At 73.5% G+C, this 18,979-nt stretch carries 12 protein-coding genes; 10 read left to right on the top strand and 2 right to left on the bottom strand.

Translation table 11 applies throughout. From position 1 onward, the window contains the following. Window positions 1–75: 75 nt before the first annotated feature. From A6A06_RS27700 to A6A06_RS27665, 8 genes are all read left to right on the top strand, one after another. A complete protein-coding gene (locus tag A6A06_RS27700; RefSeq protein WP_073764343.1) occupies window positions 76–3,516 on the top strand; it encodes a tubulin-like doman-containing protein in 3,441 nt (1,146 codons plus the stop codon). Continuing rightward, the gene (locus tag A6A06_RS27695) at window positions 3,513–6,197 is read left to right on the top strand and encodes a hypothetical protein (RefSeq protein WP_073764341.1); all 2,685 of its coding nucleotides are present in this window, start codon (window positions 3,513–3,515) and stop codon (window positions 6,195–6,197) included. The genes A6A06_RS27700 and A6A06_RS27695 overlap by 4 nt, the downstream gene beginning before the upstream one ends. Window positions 6,198–6,206: 9 nt before the next feature. Continuing rightward, window positions 6,207–7,316 carry a hypothetical protein gene (locus A6A06_RS27690; RefSeq protein ID WP_073764339.1) on the top strand — a complete coding sequence of 370 codons (1,110 nt, stop codon included), beginning with the start codon at window positions 6,207–6,209 and terminating at the stop codon, window positions 7,314–7,316. Next, window positions 7,313–8,398: a TRAFAC clade GTPase domain-containing protein gene (locus tag A6A06_RS27685; protein WP_073764337.1), complete on the top strand. Its 1,086-nt coding sequence runs from the start codon at window positions 7,313–7,315 to the stop codon at window positions 8,396–8,398. Before A6A06_RS27690 ends, A6A06_RS27685 begins: the two co-directional genes overlap by 4 nt. Further along, complete coding sequence (locus A6A06_RS42150; RefSeq protein ID WP_073764335.1) at window positions 8,395–10,482, top strand: hypothetical protein; 2,088 nt, start codon at window positions 8,395–8,397, stop codon at window positions 10,480–10,482. Before A6A06_RS27685 ends, A6A06_RS42150 begins: the two co-directional genes overlap by 4 nt. A 210-nt stretch (window positions 10,483–10,692) precedes the next feature. Continuing rightward, window positions 10,693–11,916 carry an arginine deiminase gene (locus A6A06_RS27675; RefSeq protein WP_073764333.1) on the top strand — a complete coding sequence of 408 codons (1,224 nt, stop codon included), beginning with the start codon at window positions 10,693–10,695 and terminating at the stop codon, window positions 11,914–11,916. Window positions 11,917–12,057: 141 nt separating this feature from the next. After that, entirely contained in the window at window positions 12,058–13,059 is a 1,002-nt protein-coding gene (gene argF, locus A6A06_RS27670) for an ornithine carbamoyltransferase (protein WP_073764330.1), read from the top strand. Window positions 13,060–13,275: 216 nt separating this feature from the next. Beyond that, on the top strand, window positions 13,276–14,751 hold the full coding sequence (locus A6A06_RS27665; protein ID WP_199931190.1) for an amino acid permease: 1,476 nt from the start codon (window positions 13,276–13,278) through the stop codon (window positions 14,749–14,751). Here A6A06_RS27665 and rox read toward each other — a convergent pair. After that, window positions 14,744–16,195: a rifampin monooxygenase gene (gene rox, locus A6A06_RS27660; RefSeq protein ID WP_073764733.1), complete on the bottom strand. Its 1,452-nt coding sequence runs from the start codon at window positions 16,193–16,195 to the stop codon at window positions 14,744–14,746. The two genes, A6A06_RS27665 and rox, sit on opposite strands and share 8 nt — an antisense overlap. A gap of 166 nt (window positions 16,196–16,361) precedes the next feature. After that, on the bottom strand, window positions 16,362–17,372 hold the full coding sequence (locus tag A6A06_RS27655) for an NADP-dependent oxidoreductase (RefSeq protein WP_199931189.1): 1,011 nt from the start codon (window positions 17,370–17,372) through the stop codon (window positions 16,362–16,364). A gap of 111 nt (window positions 17,373–17,483) precedes the next feature. On the opposite strand from A6A06_RS27655, the gene A6A06_RS27650 reads away from it, so the two are divergent. Both A6A06_RS27650 and A6A06_RS27645 read left to right on the top strand, forming a co-directional pair. Further along, window positions 17,484–18,068, top strand: coding sequence for a TetR/AcrR family transcriptional regulator (locus A6A06_RS27650; protein ID WP_073764326.1), 585 nt, complete (start codon window positions 17,484–17,486; stop codon window positions 18,066–18,068). An 81-nt stretch (window positions 18,069–18,149) separates the two neighbouring features. Beyond that, window positions 18,150–18,977 carry an enoyl-CoA hydratase family protein gene (locus A6A06_RS27645; RefSeq protein ID WP_073764324.1) on the top strand — a complete coding sequence of 276 codons (828 nt, stop codon included), beginning with the start codon at window positions 18,150–18,152 and terminating at the stop codon, window positions 18,975–18,977. Window positions 18,978–18,979: the final 2 nt, after the last annotated feature.

Here is an 18,979-nt window from a genome sequence, read left to right as displayed (position 1 = left end):
GCCGCCCGGACCACCGGCAGCACCACATCTCGCAGCACAGGCCGCCCCCGACGGGCGGACGAGGGGAGCGAAGACATGAAGATCTACCAGCCCATGCTGTTCGTGGGGCTGGGCGGCACCGGCGCCCGCATCGGCGCCGAACTGGAGCGGAACCTGCGCCGCGAACTGTGCGGCCCGGACGGTACCGACCTGGTCGGCCGCGGCAAGCAACGGGTTCCCTTCCAGCTGCCCGACTGCCTGCAGTTCGTGTACGCGGACTTCAGCGAGGCCGAACTGGACCGGCTGCCGCACCTGAGCGCCCGCGGCCCGGAGGCGGCGGCCTTCGCCCGTACCTCACGCGCCGTGCACAACCTGCTGCCCACCTACGACAACTCGCCCGAGATGACCCGGATGCTGCGCATCGCCCAGCACGAGGAGACCGCCGGCTGGCTGCCGCCGCGGGTCGACGAGCCCCGGGTCTCCCCGCTGCACACCGGCGCCGGACAACTGCCCACCGTCGGCAGGGCCGCGCTGTTCGCCACCATGCGCAACGGGCCCGACCAGGTGCTCGGCCCGCTGCGCGCGGCGATCGACGCGCTCAGCAAGTCGGCGGGCGACCTCCAGGAGCTGGGCGGCGGACAGATCCGCGGCTACGACGTGTTCGTGGCGTTCTCCGTCGCGGGCGGCACCGGCGCCGGCATCTTCTACGACTTCCTGCACCTGCTCGGGCACGCCTTCAACTCGGTGAACCTGGGCGGCGCGAAGATCTACCCGCTGGTCGTGATGCCGTCCGCCTTCCCGCCGGAGTCCGGCGGCGGCCGGGAGGCCGAACTGAACGCCGCCCGCGCCCTGGTGGACCTCTCCCACCTGGTCGACGACCAGAACGCGGCGGCCGCCACCGCCGACCTCGGCGACGTGGAGCAGCGCGGCTCGCTGAGCGTGAAGTACCCCGACATGGTGCCGGTCAGCCTGCGCACCTCCACCGTCCAGACGGCGTTCCTCTTCAGCCGTACCGCCGGCATGCGCCCCGACGACCTGCGCCGCTCCATCACCGCCATGGTGACCTCGCTGATCGGCACCGATCTCGGCGAGGAGAACACCCGCGGGCGCGCCGACGACGCCTACCAGTCCTTCGCCGCCAGCTTCGTCAACCGCGGCGCCAGCCGGTCGGCGGCCGCCGCCACCGGCATCGGCCTGCAGGGCATGTCCACCAGCCTCGCGGCCTCCATGACCGTCCCCGTCGACGAACTCGCCGAGATCGTCGCCGCCCGGATGCTGGCCTGCGCCGTACGCGGTCTGCTGGACCGGGCGCGGCAGGGCGGCGAGGACCACCGCGCCCTCGTCGTCGAGGCGTTCAAGGAGTCCAACATCGAGGACGTGTGGGTCCGGGAGGCGCGGGAGGTGCAGGTTCCCAACCCGGTGCCCAAGGGCGTCAGGGCCATCGGCCAGGAGCTGAGCGACCGGCGCGACGACATGCAGGACCAGCTCGACACGCTCGACAAGGAGCTCGCCCGCCGCGCGGTGGACCTCGCGGAGCACTTCAACCCGCGCCGCGGCCTGCTCACCCTCCTCAAGCAGCACGACCCGTTCCGCCTGGAGCGGGTGTTCACCGGCAACCCCGGCGACCGGGACCAGGTGGCCCAGGCGGGCTTCTCCGGGATGCTCGACAACCGGCGCAACCGCCCGCGGCGCCCCGACGGGGTGGAGGTCAGCCCGCCGCAGGTGCCGCGCATCGGCCGCCGGATGGGCGGCGTGGTGCCCGCGCGCTGGGGCGACCCCGAGGTGGAGACCGCTCTGCAGGAGCAGGACGCCTGGTACCGCTGGGCGACCAGCCGGACGTGGCACGAGCGGTGGAAGGCGCAGGAGACCCGCTGGCGGCCGGTCGCCGACCGGACCATGAAGGAACTCGCCGCGCTGGTACGGGCCTTCCGCGACCACGAGACGGAGGAGAACGGCCTGTTCCGCGAGCGGCGCCGCGAGCTGTACCGCGAGGACCGCACGGGCGTGTCGTACCTGCTCCCGCCGCAGAACTCCCTCGACGCCTTCTACGACGACGTACTGACCCGGCTCCTCCAGCGCGAGGGCATCCCGGACAGTCAGGACGAGGCCGCGCTGCTCGCCCGCATCGTCGAACCGCAGCACTGGGAACGCGCCCTGGAAGCCGTCCAGCGCTCGCCGCGCGCCGCCGTCAAGGAGGTCAAGCAGGTCCTCGAAGGCCGCATCAAGAAGCTGTTCGGGGAGGCCGGTGTCCACCACGAGCGGCCGCTGCTGCCGTCCCTCGGCGACCTCCTCGCGGCGGCGTCCGGGGACGAGGAGGCCGCCGACGCCGTCGACGAGAAGTGGCTCGAACAGTTCCGCTCCCAGCTCGCCGGGCTGCTGCCGGCCGGCTTCACCCCGGACGGCACCGGCAAGCTCAAGACGCTCATCGTCCGCCCGCTGACCAAGGCCAAGGGCAGCGTGGACCGCTTCCTGGAGCAGTCGCTGCTGCTGCCGCGCGACGAGAACCGGATGCCGCCCGAATTCCGCGCCGTGGTCACCGAGTCGATCACCGTCGTGCTGTTCCGCAGCGAGATGAGCCTGACCGACATCTCCGAGGTACGGCAGGTCCTGCGCCTGTGGGGCCGGGCCAGGAACCGGGAGGGCCGCGAGGACCACCTCCAGTGGCGCCAGCGCACCGGCTACCGCGACTCCTGGCTGGCCAGCACCGAGAGCGACCGGCAGCGGGTGCTGCAACGCATGCTGAGCGCGATGTGGAACGGGCGCGTCGAGGTCACCGGCGACCCGCTCTCCCCGGAGAGCGTCTGCTTCCGGCTGCGCGGCGGCGACTCGGCCACCATGACCCTCGCCCTCCAGCCGTACGACGGGGACATCTCCAGCTGGTCCGACCTGCTGCGGGCGTACGAGCGCTGGGCGCTGCTGGACGCCGGTTCGGCGGTCAAGGACTTCTGCTCGGTGCTGATGGAGGCCCTGCCGGAAGGGCTGAGCACCACACCGAGGGAACCGGACCGGCTGTTCTGGACCTTCCTGCGCCAGGTGGCCCCGGCGCAGGCCGCACGACTGCGGCAGCGCGCCCACGACCTGGACCAGGACGACCAGGACTGGATCGAGCCGCTGCACCACTTCTGGACCACGACCCTGGACGGCGCGCTGGACCTGCGCTTCCCCCGGAGCCTGCGGGCCAACCGGCCCACGCTGCGCGCCCTGGCCCTGGCGCAGGCTCAGCTGCGGGAGAGCGGCACCTCCCCGTCCCGGCTGCACAAGGCCAACGGGCACGAGGCGGACGGGGAGGAGCGCACCCGGCACACCCAGCCGTACGAACCGGACCCGCACCGGCCGCAGCCGCACGGGCCCGGCCCCGACCCGTACCAGCCGGAACCGCGCGCACCCGACCCGCACGACCCGCCGCCCCGCCGGAACACGGACCGGCACGAGACGCAGGCGAAGCGCGGCGGCACGGACCGCCCGGCGGACGCGGCCGGGCACGACCTGTGGGCCGACCCGTGGGACGAGGAGCCGAGGGAGGAGGACCTGCTGTGAGCGCCCGCACCACCACCTCTCCGGTCGTCACCCTCGACCTGCGCGGCGACGGCGCGGGCATGGACGGCGCGGGCGGGCTGCACCGCGCCGTCCGGACCGCGATGGGCGGCGAACCCCACGTCCCGGAGGCCGCGCGCTTCCTGCTCGTGGACTCCGCCGCCGGACTCGCCCGCCACCAGCGGACCTACGAACAGGTCCTCGCCTACGGGCCCGTCCGCGTGCTGTGCGTCGCGGTCGGCGCCCCGCCCGCGGAACCGGGCGACGGCGTCGCGGTGCCGCCCGCACCGACACCCTGGGCCCTGGACCGGCCCTCACCGCTGCGCCCGCCCGCCGTCGGCGTGCTGTGGATCCTCGACCCGCACTGCGGCATGGTGACCGGCCCCACCCCGGACGAGGACGAGGGCGCACTGCGCCCGCTCCTCGAATTCCTCGCCGACCCCGACGTGTTCGACGCCGTCCTGCACGCGGTGTCGGAGATCCCCGACGGCGTGGCCGTGCCCGCCCTGCGCGTCCTGGAACACGACCTCTCGCACACCGCGCGCGACCGGGTCTGGCGGCAGGCACTGGCCGACCTCGTCGGCCAGGACGACCCCGGCGGCCGGATCTCGGTCGCCGACCCGGAGGCGGGCGGAGTGCCCGCCGCCCTGGCGCCGCTGGTCGGCGCCGGGACACCCAGGAGCGTGGCCCGCGAGGAGTGGCGGCGGGCGGGCGGCGAGGCCGACGAGCGCTTCCGGGCCGCCGGGACGGCGCTGGCGGAGGCCGAGGACGCGTACGAGCGGCAGCGCGGCGCGGGCGGCCTGCTGCGCGGCGCGGCCGGTGCGGCGGACCTCGCCGAGAGCCTGGACGCGGCCGCCGCGGAACTGGCCGCGTACCGCGAGACCGTCGCCGAGATCCTCCGCGACGGCGACGGCGTCGGCCTGCCCCCGGAACAGCGCCGACGGCTGTACGAGCACGGCATCGACCTGCCGCCGGTGCCGGAGGCCGCCCGCGACCGGATCGGCCCCGGCCTGCGCGGCTTCGCCCAGCACCTGCTGGCGCGCCGGCTGCCGCTGCGTTCGACGGCGGCCCGCCTCAGCGCGCTCTCCGACCTGGCCACGCCCACCGGCAGCGCGGCCCGCCTCGGCCACCTCGACGAACTGTGCCCGCCCGGACTGCCGCGGCAGCTCGCCGGGCCCCGGCCGTTCGAGGTGCGCGGCGCGGCCCTTCCGGAACTCGCCGGAGGCTGCGCCGTCGCCGCGGCGGCCGGACTGTGGCCGGGACCCGGCTGGGTGCTCGGCCCGCTGGCGGCGCTGGCCGCCGCCGGGCTGACCACGCTCGCCCTGGCCCGCCGCCCCGGGCGCGGCGGAGACGGACACCTCGACGGCGGCGGACAGTCGGGCGCTCTGGCGCAGCTGTGCGCCGGACTGCTCGGCGCGGGCGCCGGCATCGCGCTGGGGCAGGTGCTCGCGGTGCCCGGGTGGCTGGGGCTGAGCACCCTGCTGGTGGCGCTGATCGTGCTGCCGCTGCTGGCGGTACGCCGCTGGACCGAGGCGCTGGACAGCTGGTGGGTGGCGGGCGGCGGCCACGAAGGGCACGACGTGCTGCACTCCCTCGACGGGCTGCTGGCCGACGCCGTCGTCCACGACTGGCTGCTGGCGGACGCCCGCCTGTACTGCGCCGACGGCGCGCGGGCGGTGGCCGGGATGATCCGCCGGGCGGCAGCCGCTGCGGAGGGCCGCGACCCGGCACCCGGCACGGCGGCGCGCAACGGCGGCACGGCGTCCGGTGCGCGCGACGAAGGCCCGCCGTACGACGACCTGCTGGACGACGACTGGTTCGGCCCGCCGTCCGACCGGCGGTCCGCGGCGCGCGCCCCGTACGACTTCTTCGACACCGCCGAACCGCGCTACGACGACGCCACGGCCCAGGGCTGGGACGACTGGGACGACTGGGACGGGGAACCGGAGCCCGGCGGCGGACCGGCCGCCGGCCACGCCACCGCCTGGCAGGACCCGCTGGCCGACACGGTGCCGCCGCCCCGGCAGCCGGAGAACGGCACCCCCGCCCCGGCCACGCCGCCCGACGACGTGTCCGTGCCCTGGCTGGAGCGCGAAGCGGGCGACGGCGGGCCCGAACTGGTCGCCACGCTCGTCGGCGACCTCGCCGACGGCATCGCCGGACTCCTCGACCCGTACTGGGGCGCCATCGAGCGCGACCCCGGCGCGGCCACCACCCTGCCCGTCGACCACAAAGTGCGGGAACTGATCGACGACGAGACCGCCCGGCTGGCCCGCGACGGCGTCGCCGCCGCCCCGGCGTTCGCCCGGGACCCCGCGTCCCGGCCGGACCCGGCCGTCCTGCTCGGCCTGGCCCCCGACCGGGTCACCCGGCTCTTCCAGGCGCACGGCGACGGCACCGGCACGGTGCCGCTCTGCGCGGCCGAACACCGCCGGCTGCTCTCCCGCGACCGGCACGCGGGCCGCGGGGTGCGCTTCGCCCCCGAAGTGGCACGGCACGGCGAGGACCCGCTGTCCGCCGACGGGCACGGTCCGGGCGCCGACGACATGGTCTGGACCCCGGCCGGCCGGTACGCGGGCGTCTTCCGGCTGCTGCCGCTGCGCACGGGGTCGGTGCGCACGGTCCGGCTGCGCGGCGGCAGCGACACCACCGGGCCGGAACTGCCGGCGAACGCGAGCGAATGAGGGGACGTCATGGACGACTGGGCGGACCGGCAGGACACCGTGGGGACACCCGGCCCGGCGCCGGCCGGCGGTGCCGCGTCCGGGAACGGGAAACCCGGGGACGCCGGAGCGCACAACGGGAGCCGCCCGGCGGGCGACCGGGCCGAGCTGGCCTTCTTCACGGACGAGGGCACGCCCGCCCGGCTGCTGGCGGCCTACTGGGGCGACCTGCCTTCCGGACAGCAGCGCCGCGCGCTGCGGGCCAGGCCGATGACGCTGGGCGAGGACTGGCGGGTGCTGCAGTACCGCCTCTCGCACACCGCGCGCGGCGACCACCGGGCCCGCGACCGGCTGGAGGCGGAGGTGGGCGTCGGCCTCGCCGTGCGCCGGGCCTTCGGCGACGCCCCGTACCACCAGCTGTTCGCCCGGTTCGGCGGCTACCACCTGGACGTACGGGAACCGTTCGTCTTCTACGAACCCGCGCGCGGACGCCCGCTGGCGGCGCTCGCGGGCCGGGCCACGGTCAAGGAACAGGAGCGCATCCGCAGCGAACTGGTCCTGGCGGTACGACTGTTGGAGGCCGTCGGGGTGGTGCACCGCGGGCTGACCCCGTACACGGTGCGGTGGGACGGCCGGCACGTCCGGCTGCCCGAGCCCTGCCTGGCCACCCGCGCCGGACACCCCCGCGAGGCACTGGGCGAGGCGCCCTGGGCCTCCCCGGAGCAGCGTGACGGGCGCGGCACCGCGGACTCGCGCGACGACCTGTGGAGCGTGGCCCAGATGATGTACCACCTGGCCACCGGCCGCGAAGGGGAGCCGGACGGCCCGCCGCGCGACCTGGCGCGGCTGCCCGCGCTCGGCGTGCTGTCCACCGCTTACGCGCACCGGGCCGAGGAACGCGGTCACCCCGTCGAGGTGCTGCGGATGCTCAACCGGCAGGACCCGCTCCAGGGGCGCCCCCTCCCCGCCGACCCCCTGGAACCGGGCCGCCGCGCCTTCGACGAGGAACTGGCCCGCAAGAGAACGGAGTTGGGGCTGGACGACGACCCGGACGCGGAGCCCGGAGCCGGCCGGGTGCCGGGCCGCGGGCTGCGCGCCCTGTTCGGTGCCGGGCGTACGGGAACGGGAGGGCGCCGGTGAGCACGTACCCGATGCCGCCAGGGCCCCGGCCGGTGGTGTGCCCGTACTGCCTCGATCCGATCCGTTTCGACGAGGACCGGCTGTACGTACGCGACGAGACCAGCACCTTCGTCCGGCTGGACCTGACAGGCGAGCACAACCCGCTGCGCCGCCAGGACGCCCTGCGGGAGGCGTTCCAGGTCTGCGGCAACACGGCGGGGATGCCCGAGCACTACCTGCCCGCGCCCTACCTCACCAACGGCGAACCCCTGACGGTGGCCCTGGTGGGCAGCTCACGCGCGGGCAAGACCCACCTGCTCGCCTCGATGATCGGCGAGGTGGAGCGGGGCGCGCTGGACGCCCACGGCCTCAAGGCCACGCCGCTGCACACCGAATCGCACCGCTCCTACCTCAACGACCGGGTGCTGAAGCTGCGGGCCGGCGAGATGCTGGCGCACACCGAGCAGACCGAGTTCGCGGAGTTCGCCGACGGGCTGCTGGTCAGCCGGGGCGGCACGACCCGGCCGGTGGTCTTCTTCGACCTGTCGGGCGAGGACCTGGAACGCACCGGCCGGGTCACCCGGTTCCTCGCCGCCGTCAGCGCGTTCATCTTCGTCGTCGACCCGCTGCGCGCGGTGCCGCTGCCGTACCTGGACGCCGTACGCGAACGCACCAAGCAGCGCACCGACGACCTCGGCGACCGCTCGTTCGGCACCGTCCTGGACCGGGTGCCGCGGGATGGGCCGTACGTGGACGCGGCGGCCGCGGTCGTCGTCGGCAAGAGCGACCTGATCCGGTTCGAACCGGCCGTGGCGCGCTGGCTGACCGCCCCCGAGAGCGCCCGGCCGACGGCACGGGCCCTGCGTGCGGAGAGCCGCGACGTGTACGCCTTCCTGCGGCACCACGGCGGGCCCGCCTGGCTCAAACCGTTCAGCGACTGCGCGCGGTGCACCCTGCACTTCGCGTCGGCCACCGGCGGCCAGGAGGACGCGGGCGGCTTTCCCCAGGGCGTACGGCCGAGGCGGGTGCTCTCCCCGCTGCTGTCGGTCTTCGCGATGTGCGGGCTCCTCCCGGGAGCCGACCCCCAGGAGGTGGGACTGTGAGCGCGACCGACGCGCCGGTGCACCAGATCGTCTTCCGCTGGGACGCGGACCACGCCGTCGGCGGCGCGGGCGTCGGCCCGGTCGCCTGGTCCGGCAACCGGGAGGGGCTCCAGCCCATCTACCGCAAGGTCGCCGCACTCCTGAGCGTGCCCGGCGACGAGGCACGCGAGAGCCTGGCCCGGGTGGAACTGCCCGGCGAGCCGGGGCAGGAGAGGTCGGTCCTGCTGATCCGCCGCATCCCCGGCCAGGACCGCGGCGGCCGCCCCAGCACCTGCTCCCACGCACTGCTGGGCAGCGCGTCCGTGCTGACGCCCCGCCGCTGCCTGGGCCTGCACACCTGGCGCTGGGAGGGCAGCGACATCAACCTCCGGGAGGTCGAGGGGCGGTCGCTGGACTGCGTACCGGCGCAGGCGCTGCGGGACGCCGCCGAGAGCGCGGCGCCGGGGCTCACCGACCGGACCGGGCAGTTCCCCGGCGAACTGGCGGCGGTGCTCGCCGGGCGCCTGCGCGAGCCGCGGCAGCGGCTGTCCGTCCTGGACCGCACGGGCGGCGACGGGCCGGTCCACGTCCTGTGGGGGATGTGCAACCTGATCGGTCCCGCCCTGCCCAGCTGGTCCTTCGCCACCCACGACACCCGCGACGGCGGGCCGTTCCGCTATGTCTTCGTGCCGCGCTGGCCCGTGTCGGCCACGCGGGACCAGCAGCTGACCCGCCTGGACCCCGCCCGCCCGGGGAGCGCCGGTGACGGCCGGGACGACGGTGTGCCCGACCACGGCGACCCGGCCGGAGAGGCGGCCGCGCGGCTGGCCGACCACTTCCTGGACGTCCGCTTCGACCTTGAGGCGCTGCGCGAGACGCGCCGCGCGCTGGCCGAACGGCACGTCTTCGGCGAGGAGCCCCTCGACGAACGGGCGCGCCTGGTCCACGAGGCACTGAAGTGGCTCAGCCACGCCGGCAGCCACCGCCGTACCCGTACGGACCGGGCGGGCGAGCCCCGCGAGCCGGCCCGGGACCCCGTGTACGACCGGGCCCGGGACGAGCGGCTCGACAACCCGGCGTACGACAACGCGACGTACGACAACGCGGTGTTCGACAACATGCGGCAGGACCAGGAGCAGCCCGCGCACCGGCGGACGCCGGACCAGGACCGGCAGGCGCCCGACCAGCCCCGCGAGGACCGCGACGGCCCGGCGTACGACGTGCGGTACGAGGACCGCGACGGCCCGGCGTACGACGTGCGGTACGAGGACCGCGGCGGCCCGGCGTACGACGTACGGTCCGGTGAGCGCGGCGGGCAGAGCCACGCGGCGAGGCGCGAGGACCGCGGCGGGCAGGCCGTCAGGGCCGACAGCGGGTTCGCCCGTGACGTGACGGCCCTGGTGCTGCGCCAGGCACTGCACCGCAACGGCGCCGAGACCGAGGACTACCTGCGCACCAGCTCGGACAGCGTGCTCCTGGAAGTGCTCGAAGGCGGCCTTCCCGCCGACCAGGCCGACCACGTGGCCCATGTGCTCATCCTCCGCGCTCCCCACCGCTCCCCGTCCGCGGCGGAGGAGGTCGGTGAACGGCTCCTCAGGGCCCACCTGTTCCTCGGCCCGTACGGCGAACACCGCGACGAGGACCCGGTCACCGGGCCGGACGGCCGGATGCGGGTACAGACCGCCGTGTACCTGTACGGCGGCCTGGTGCAGCCGCACAGCGATGAGGGCAGTATCCCCGGCCTGTTGTGGCGCGTCCTGCCGGACCTCTGGAACGGTCACCACGGGCGGGGCCGGGCGGTGCTGCGGCAGCTGCTCGGCGACGGCCGGCCCACCGGCTTCGGGGACCAGGGCTGGAAGGCGCTGTTCGAGGCCGCGACACGGACGACGGCCACGGCGGAGCAGCCAGGAGTCCTCCGGTTCGCCGGCCGGGGCACCGGCCGCGCCCCCTGGCTCCCCGGCCGCCGTCCCCGCGGCGGCCGCCCGGAGAGCGGCCTGCCCGACCACGACGAGAGGTCGGCGGGCTGGGTCTGGGTCAGCGTGCTCCTCCTGGTGATAGCCGTCGCCGTGATCCTGATCCCGGTCATCCTCCTGATGGGGTCCTAGGAGGCGGTCTGTACCGGCATGGGGTCCCGGGAGGGGCCCTGTACCGACACGGGGTCCCGGAAGGCGCCCGGCCCCGGCCCCGCTCCGATCCGCCGGACCTTCCCGGGAAGGGCAGCTTCCGCCGGACGCCGGCCCCGGCGGAAGCGAAACCCCGTGTCGCGGGCGGTCCACGGTCCTCCGCCGCGGGCCTCCAGCGGCGAAGATGGGGGCATGGGATTCCATGTCGACTCCGAGGCCGGGCGGCTGCGCCGCGTCATCCTGCACCGCCCCGATCTGGAGCTGAAGCGACTCACCCCGACCAACAAGGACGCCCTGCTCTTCGACGACGTGCTGTGGGTGCGCCGGGCGCGCGCCGAGCACGACGCCTTCGCGGACATCCTCCGGGACCGGGGCGTCGAGGTTCACCTGTTCGGGGACCTGCTGGCGGAGACCCTCCGGTCTCCCGAGGCCCGGACGCTCGTGCTGGACCGGGTCTTCCACGAAAAGGAGTACGGGCCGCTGGCCACCGACCACCTGCGGGCCGTCTTCGACGCGATGGCCGTCCCCGAGCTGGTGGAGGCGCTGGTCGGCGGGATGACCAAGCGGGAGTACCTGGCGGCGCACCCGGAGCCGACCTCGGTCCGCTTCCATGTGATGGACCTCGACGACTTCGTGCTGCGTCCGCTGCCCAACCACCTGTTCACCCGCGACACCTCGGCGTGGGTCTACGACGGGGTGTCGGTCAACGCCATGCGCTGGCCGGCCCGGCAGCGCGAGACGGTGCACTACGAGGCGATCTACCGGCACCACAAGCTGTTCCGGGGAGGCGGCTTCAACGTCTGGTCGGAGGGGCAGGCGGCCTACCCCTCGACCATCGAGGGCGGCGACGTGCTGGTGCTCGGCAACGGCGCCGTACTGATCGGGATGAGCGAGCGGACCACGCCGCAGGCGGTGGAGATGCTGGCGCGCGGCCTGTTCGCGGCCGGTTCCGCGCGGACGATCGTGGCGCTGGACATGCCCAAGCGGCGGGCCTTCATGCACTTGGACACGGTCATGACGATGGTCGACGGCGGAACGTTCACCCAGTACGCGGGGCTGGGGATGCTGCGCTCGTACACGATCGAGCCGGGCGCCGGTGACCAGGAGCTGAAGGTCACCGACCACCCGCCGGAGCACATGCACCGGGCCATGGCGGCGGCGCTGGGCCTGGACGACATCCGGGTGCTGACCGCGACGCAGGACGTGCACGCGGCCGAGCGCGAGCAGTGGGACGACGGGTGCAACGTGCTGGCCGTCGAGCCGGGCGTGGTGGTGGCGTACGAGCGCAACGTCACGACCAACACCTTCCTGCGCAAGCGCGGCATCGAGGTCATTACCATTCCGGGCAGTGAGCTGGGGCGCGGCCGGGGCGGCCCGCGCTGCATGAGCTGCCCGGTGGAACGCGACCCGGTATAGGGGAGAAGCCCCCGCGGCAGGGGGAGAACAGGGAAGGGCGGGGTGCCGTACGCGGCTGTGGCCGGCGGCCGCCCCGTATAGGGATACGGACTCTCGTATACACTTCCAGTCGTACTCATTGCCGCGACCTAGGAGCCCACCATGGCGATAGACCTCAAGGGCCGCCACTTCCTCAAGGAGCTGGACTTCAGCGCCGAGGAGTTCCACCGCCTCGTCGACCTGGCGGCCGAGCTGAAGGCCGCCAAGCGCGCGGGCGAGGAGGTCGCGCGCCTGCGGGGCCGCAACATCGCCCTGATCTTCGAGAAGACCTCCACCCGTACCCGCTGTGCCTTCGAGGTCGCCGCGGCGGACCAGGGTGCCTCGACCACCTGCCTCGACCCGGCCGGATCGCAGATCGGGCACAAGGAGTCGGTGAAGGACACCGCCCGGGTCCTCGGCCGGATGTTCGACGCCATCGAGTTCCGGGGCAGCTCCCAGTCCGACGTCGAGGAGCTGGCCGCGCACGCGGGCGTCCCGGTCTTCAACGGCCTGACCGACATGTGGCACCCGACCCAGATGCTCGCCGACGTGCTGACGATGAAGGAGCACGTGCCCGGCCGCCCGCTCCCGGAGATCGCCTTCGCCTACGTCGGTGACGCCCGCTACAACATGGGGAACTCCTACCTGATCACCGGTGCGCTGCTCGGCATGGACGTACGGATCGTGGCGCCCGAGGGTCTCTGGCCCGACGAGGAGGTCGTCACCCGGGCCAAGGAGCTGGCCGCGCACAGCGGCGCCCGCGTCACGCTCACCGCGGACGTGGCCGAAGGGGTGCGCGGCGCGGACTTCGTCGCGACCGACGTGTGGGTCTCGATGGGCGAGCCCAAGGAGGTCTGGGACGAGCGGATCGCGCTGCTCGGCGGCTACGCCGTCACGATGGACGTGCTGCGCGCCACCGGCAACCCGGACGTGAAGTTCCTGCACTGCCTGCCCGCCTTCCACGACCTGGGCACCGCCGTCGGGCAGGAGATCCACGAGCGGCACGGACTGACCTCCCTGGAGGTCACGGACGAGGTCTTCGAGTCCGCGCACTCCGTCGTCTTCGACGAGGCGGAGAACCGGCTGCACACGATCAAGGCGATCCTGGTCGCCACCCTGGCCTGAAGCCCGCCGTCGCCCCCGCGCGGCCCGGCGCCGCGCGGCCCTGTACGCCCGTATTGCATGGCTATACGACCCCATGGGCGATCATGCAGCTACAAGGGCTACCATCGAACTGACTCGCGGGTCCGGACCCACCGGTCCGGCCTCGCCCCGTGCGCGGCCCACCCCGCCGCGCGCCGCACCACGCACCACGCACCACCAGAGATGAGAACCATCCGCATGCCTCCGTCAGGTCCGTCCGGACTGCGCATCAAGTCCCCCGACGTCCTCGTCGCCGAATCCGGCGCGGATCTCGAAGGCCACGGCCTCAAGCGCACCATGGGGCTCTTCCAGCTCGTGTGCTTCGGCATCGGCGCCATCGTCGGCACCGGCATCTTCGTCGGCCTGTCCGACACCGTCGCCCGGTCCGGCCCCGCCGTCCTCGTCTCCTTCGTGCTCGCCGCCGTCACCTGCGTCTTCACCGCCTTCTCCTTCGCGGAGCTGGGCGGCGCCGTCCCGGTGTCCGGCAGCTCGTACTCCTACGCCTACGCCACCCTCGGCGAACGCACCGCCTTCCTCGTCGGCTGGTGCCTGCTGCTGGAGTACGGCGTCTCCGTGTCGGCGGTCGCGGTCGGCTGGGGGCAGTACCTCAACGAGCTGCTGAACAGCCTCGTCGGCTGGCAGCTGCCCGCCGCCCTGTCCAGCCCGCCGGGCGACGGCGGCATCGTCAACGTCCCGGCGGTCGTGGTGATGCTGCTGGCCGCGGTGCTGCTGGTGCGCGGCATCCGGGAGAGCGCCCGTGCGACGGCCGCGATGGCCGTCCTGAAGCTGGCGATCCTGGTGCTGTTCTGCGTCATCGCCTTCACCGCCTTCCGGGACGGCAACCTCACGCCGTTCGCCCCGGAGGGCATCGCCGGCATCACCTCCGGCGCCTCGGTCGCCTTCTTCTCCTACATCGGCTTCGACGCGATCACCACGGCCGGCGAAGAGGTGAAGAACCCGCGCCGGAGCATCCCCACCGCGATCATGATCTGCATCGGCCTGGTCACCGTCCTGTACTGCGTGGTCGCGCTCTCCGCCATCGGCGCGCTCTCCGCCGACGAGGTGGGCGACAAGCCCGCGGCGCTCTCGCTCGTCGTCAACCAGGTCACCGGCTCGGCCGTCGGCGGCGGTGTCATCGCCTTCGGCGCGGTTCTCGCCATCGCCTCCGTCGTCCTGGCCGTCATGTACGGGCAGACCCGCATCCTGATGTCGATGTCCCGCGACGGACTCGTCCCGCGGGTCTTCGAGCGGATCTCGCCGAAGACCTCCACGCCGGTGGCGGGCACCTGGATCGTCGCCGTCGTCTTCGCCGTCCCGGCCGCGGTGGTCCCGCTGGACGTCGTCATGAATCTGACGACCATCGGCACGCTGGCCGTGATGGCCGTGGTCAACGTCAGCGTCATGGTGCTGCGCCGCACCCGTCCCGACCTGCCGCGCCGCTTCCGGGTGCCGTTCTTCCCGGTCAGCCCGGTGCTCGGCATCGCCTTCTGCGGCTACCTGATCTACGGAACGGGACCGGCGACCTGGCTGCAGTTCGCCGGATTCCTGGCGGTCGGCGCGCTTGTCTACTCGCTGTACGGGCGGCGGCACTCCCGGCTGGCCCGGGGCGGTACGGAACCCGCCGGCGAGGGTGGGGGCCCCGTACCTCCGGACCGCGGGCGCGCGCTCAGCTGACGGCGGCCCCGAACCACTCCGGCAGCCGGCCGAGCAGCTCCCGCTGGTCCTCACCGGCCCACGCCACATGGCCGTCCGGCCGCAGCAGCACCGCGGGTACGTCCAGTTCCTCGCTGACGTCGACGACGTGGTCGACCCGGTCCTCCCAGCCCGCCACCGAGAGCCGGCCGGTCTGGTCGAGCAGCAGTCCGCGGCCGCCGTGCGTCAGCTCGTAGAGACGGCCCCGCTTCAGCTGCACGTCCCGCATCCGCCGGCCGAGCAGTTCGTGGCCCTCGCCGAAGTCGTAGCGGACCCCGATCGCGGTGATCTTCTCGATCAGGTACCGGTTCACCTCCTCGAAGTCCATCAGTTCCGACACCAGGCGGCGCACCGACCGAGGGCCCGGCTCGGTGGACATCAGCAGCATCTGGGCGCGGGTGTTGTCCAGCACGGCGGTGGCGACCGGGTGCCGCTCGGCCTCGTAGGTGTCCAGCAGTCCGTCCGGAGCCCAGCCGTTGACCGCCGCGCCCAGCTTCCAGCCGAGGTTGAACGCGTCCTGCACGCCGAGGTTGAGCCCCTGCCCGCCGGTCGGCGGGTGGATGTGCGCCGCGTCGCCGGCCAGCAGCACCCGGCCGTCCCGGTAGCGCTCGGCCTGCCGCGTGGCATCGCCGAACCGGGACAGCCAGCGCGGCGAGTGCACGCCGAAGTCGGTGCCCGCGACGGCCCGCAGCTGCCGCTTGAACTCCTCGAAGTCCGGCGGGACCGAGCGGTCCTCGGCCACCCCCTCGGCGGGCACGATGACGCGGTACCACCCGTCCCCGAGGTGCCCCGCACCGAACCGCAGCTGCGTCTTGCGGACTTCGGTCATCACTTCGGTCACCGTCTCCGGCGACGCGGTCAGCTGCATCTCGCCCAGCAGCGTCTCGACCCTGGTGGGCTCGCCGGGGAAGCCGATGCCCAGCAGCTTGCGCACCGTGCTGCGGCCGCCGTCGCATCCGACGAGGTAGCGCGAGCGCAGCCGTGCGCCCCCGGCGGCCGTGCCCCCGGCGGCGGGGGACAGCTCGACGGTCACCCCGTCCTCGTCCTGGCTCAGCCCGGCCAGTTCGCAGCCGCGCCGGATCTCGACGCCCAGCTCGGCGGCGCGGTCGGTCAGCAGGCGCTCGGTGAGGGGCTGCGGGATGCCGAGGACGTATCCGTGCGCGGTGTCCATCCGGTCGGGCCACGCCTTGCTGATGCCCGCGAAGAATCCACCGACCTCGTACCGCGTGCCGAGCGCGAGGAAGCGGTCCAGCAGGCCGCGCTGGGCCATCACCTCGATGCTGCGTACGTGCAGACCCAGCGCGCGGACGACCTTGGTCGGCTCCGGCTCCCGTTCCAGTACGACCACGTGCACCCCGGCCAGCCGCAGTTCGCAGGCGAGCATCAGCCCGGTCGGCCCACCACCGGCAACGATCACGTCGATCAACACAACCACCATTTCCGCAGAATTTCTGCCTCAGGCCGGTGATTGTGCGCCACCAAGGGGGCCTTGCGGCAAGGCCCCCGGTGCGCTATATGTTAGTAGTGGCAAGGAGTGGGTTTTCCTTCTTGCCCTTTTCTTTTGCCGTGCACCCGCGCGAAGCGGCTCGTTCCTACGCGGCGGTGAGCACGATCTTGCCCTGGATGTGCCCGCGGGCGGCACGCTCGTGCGCGGCGCGGGCGTCCGCGAGCGCGAACGTGCTGTCGATCGCGACCCGGACCGTGCCCGCGTCGAGCAGGCGTCCCAGTTCGGCGAGCTGCGCTCCGTCCGAGCGGACCTGGGTGCCCGAAACCGTGACGCCCAGCCTGGCGGTCTCCTCGTCGTCGAAGGCGCCGAAGAACACCGGGAACAGGGCGCCGCCGTGCTTGAGTGTGCGCAGGAAGCGCTTGCTGCCGGGGCCGCCGACGGTGTCGAGGACGAGGTCGATGTCGTGTACGAGTTCCTCGGGGCGGCTCTTGGTGTAGTCGAGGAACTCGTCGGCGCCGAGGTCGCGCAGGAACGATTCATGGACGCCCGACGCCACCGCGACGACCCGTGCCCCCTGCCACTTCGCGAGTTGCAGCGCGAGGTGCCCCACGCCGCCCGCGGCGCCGTTGACGAGCACCGTCGTACCGGCGTCGAGCACCGTCGGGTGATGCCGCGCCGCCTGGAAGGGCGAGGGGTGATCATGTCCGACCTTGATCAGGAACTGCCACGCGGTGAGCCCGGACATGGGCGCACCCGCGGCGTGCACATGGTCGATACCGGCCGGCTTGCGCGCGAGGTCCGCCGCGGGCGCGGCCACGTATTCGGCGTAGGTGCTGCCGCCGAAGCCGGGGAAGCGGAGGAGACCGAAGACCTGGTCACCGACGGCGAGGCCGTCCACGTCCGCGGCGACGGCCTCGACGACGCCCGACAGGTCCGTCCCCGGAATCACGGGCAGGCTGTACTCCGGCCTCGTCTCCGGAGGCAGATCGGCCATCCCGTCGCGCAGGTACCAGTCCGGGGGGTTGACGCCGACCGCGTGCACGCGGACGAGCACCTCGCCCGGCCCCGGCGCGGGAATCGGCACCCGGTCGTCGCGCAGCACCTCGGGGCCGCCGTGCTCATGGAGCCGGATGGCCCTCATCGTGCGTGTCGGCATCGTCTTCTCCTGTCCGCGCTGCGGGATACGCTGATCCGGATCAGCGATCCACATAAGTGGACCACTGATCCGAATATATGGACCACTGATCCGGATAGTCAAGAGGGACAGATGCGGGCCGACGCCAGGAAGAACCGCGACCACCTGCTCGCAGCAGCAAGCACCGCCATCACCGAGCAGGGCGTCGACGTGTCCCTGCGCGACATCGCGCGCAGGGCCGATGTCGGGCTCGCGACGCTGCTGCGGCACTTCCCGACGCGCGAGGCGCTGCTCGACGCCCTGCTCCGCACGGGCTTCGACGAACTGACGGCAAAGGCGGGCGAGCTCCAGGCGGCGGGCCCGCCCGAAGACGCACTCGTTTCGTGGCTGCGCGACTGCGTCGCCTGGACCACCGAATACCGGGGCGTGACCGCGCTGATGGCAGCAGCCATCGAGGACACCGAATCCGCACTCCACGCCTCGTGCGTCACCCTGCGCGCAGCCGGTGCGCAACTCCTCACCCGCGCCCAGGCCGCGGGCACGGCGCGGGGCGACATCGACGGCGCCGACGTGTTCGCGCTGGTGGCCATGCTCGCCTGGCTCGGCGATCAGCCCTCGCTCGCCCCGCGCGCCGACCACCTCTTCGATGTGGTCGCGAGCGCGATTCTGACGGACACACAGGGCGGCGGCGCCCGGCCGGTTATCGCGCACTCATGACGACAGTCACGCAACGGTGATAACTTCGAAACGCGATTGCGTGTCCGTACCAGCCGTCCGGCTGAAGGGGGCAGTAGCCCGATGAGCCCGTTCACAGGTTCCGCCCGTACCACCGACGCATGGCAGCACATCCGCGTGACCAGGGAAGACGGCATCGTCACCGTCACCCTCGCGCGCCCCGACAAGCTCAACGCACTGACCTTCGAGGCGTACGCCGATCTGCGGGACCTGCTCGCCGAGCTGTCCAGAGAGCGGTCCGCACGCGCCCTCGTCCTCGGCGGCGAGGGCCGCGGCTTCTGCTCCGGCGGCGACGTCGAAGAGATCATCGGTGCCACCCTCGCCATGGACACCGCGCAACTGCTGGACTTCAACCGGATGACCGGCCAGGTCGTACGGGCCGTACGGGAATGCCCGTTCCCCGTGATCGCCGCGGTGCACGGCGTCGCGGCGGGCGCCGGTGCGGTGCTCGCCCTGGCCGCCGACTTCCGCGTCGCCGACCCCTCGGCCCGCTTCGCCTTCCTCTTCACCAAGGTCGGCCTGTCCGGCGGCGACATGGGCGCCGCCTACCTGCTGCCGCGCGTGGTCGGCCTCGGCCACGCGACCCGGCTGCTGATGCTCGGCGAACCGGTCCGCGCCCCCGAGGCCGAACGCATCGGCCTGCTCAGCGAACTGGCCGAGGAAGGACGCGCGGACACCGCCGCCCACATCCTCGCCCAGCGGCTCGCCGAAGGGCCCGCGCTCGCCCACGCCCAGACCAAGGCACTGCTCACCGCCGAACTGGACATGCCGCTGGGCGCCGCCGTGGAAATGGACGCCGCCACCCAGGCCCTGCTGATGAACAGCGCCGACTACGCCGAATTCCACGCCGCGTTCACCGAGAAGCGGTCCCCGAAGTGGCAGGGGAAATAAGG

It is taken from the genome of Streptomyces sp. CB02923 (assembly GCF_001905005.1).
In the GTDB taxonomy this organism is placed as follows: domain Bacteria; phylum Actinomycetota; class Actinomycetes; order Streptomycetales; family Streptomycetaceae; genus Streptomyces.
This window is presented reverse-complemented; position numbering and strand designations above follow the sequence as displayed.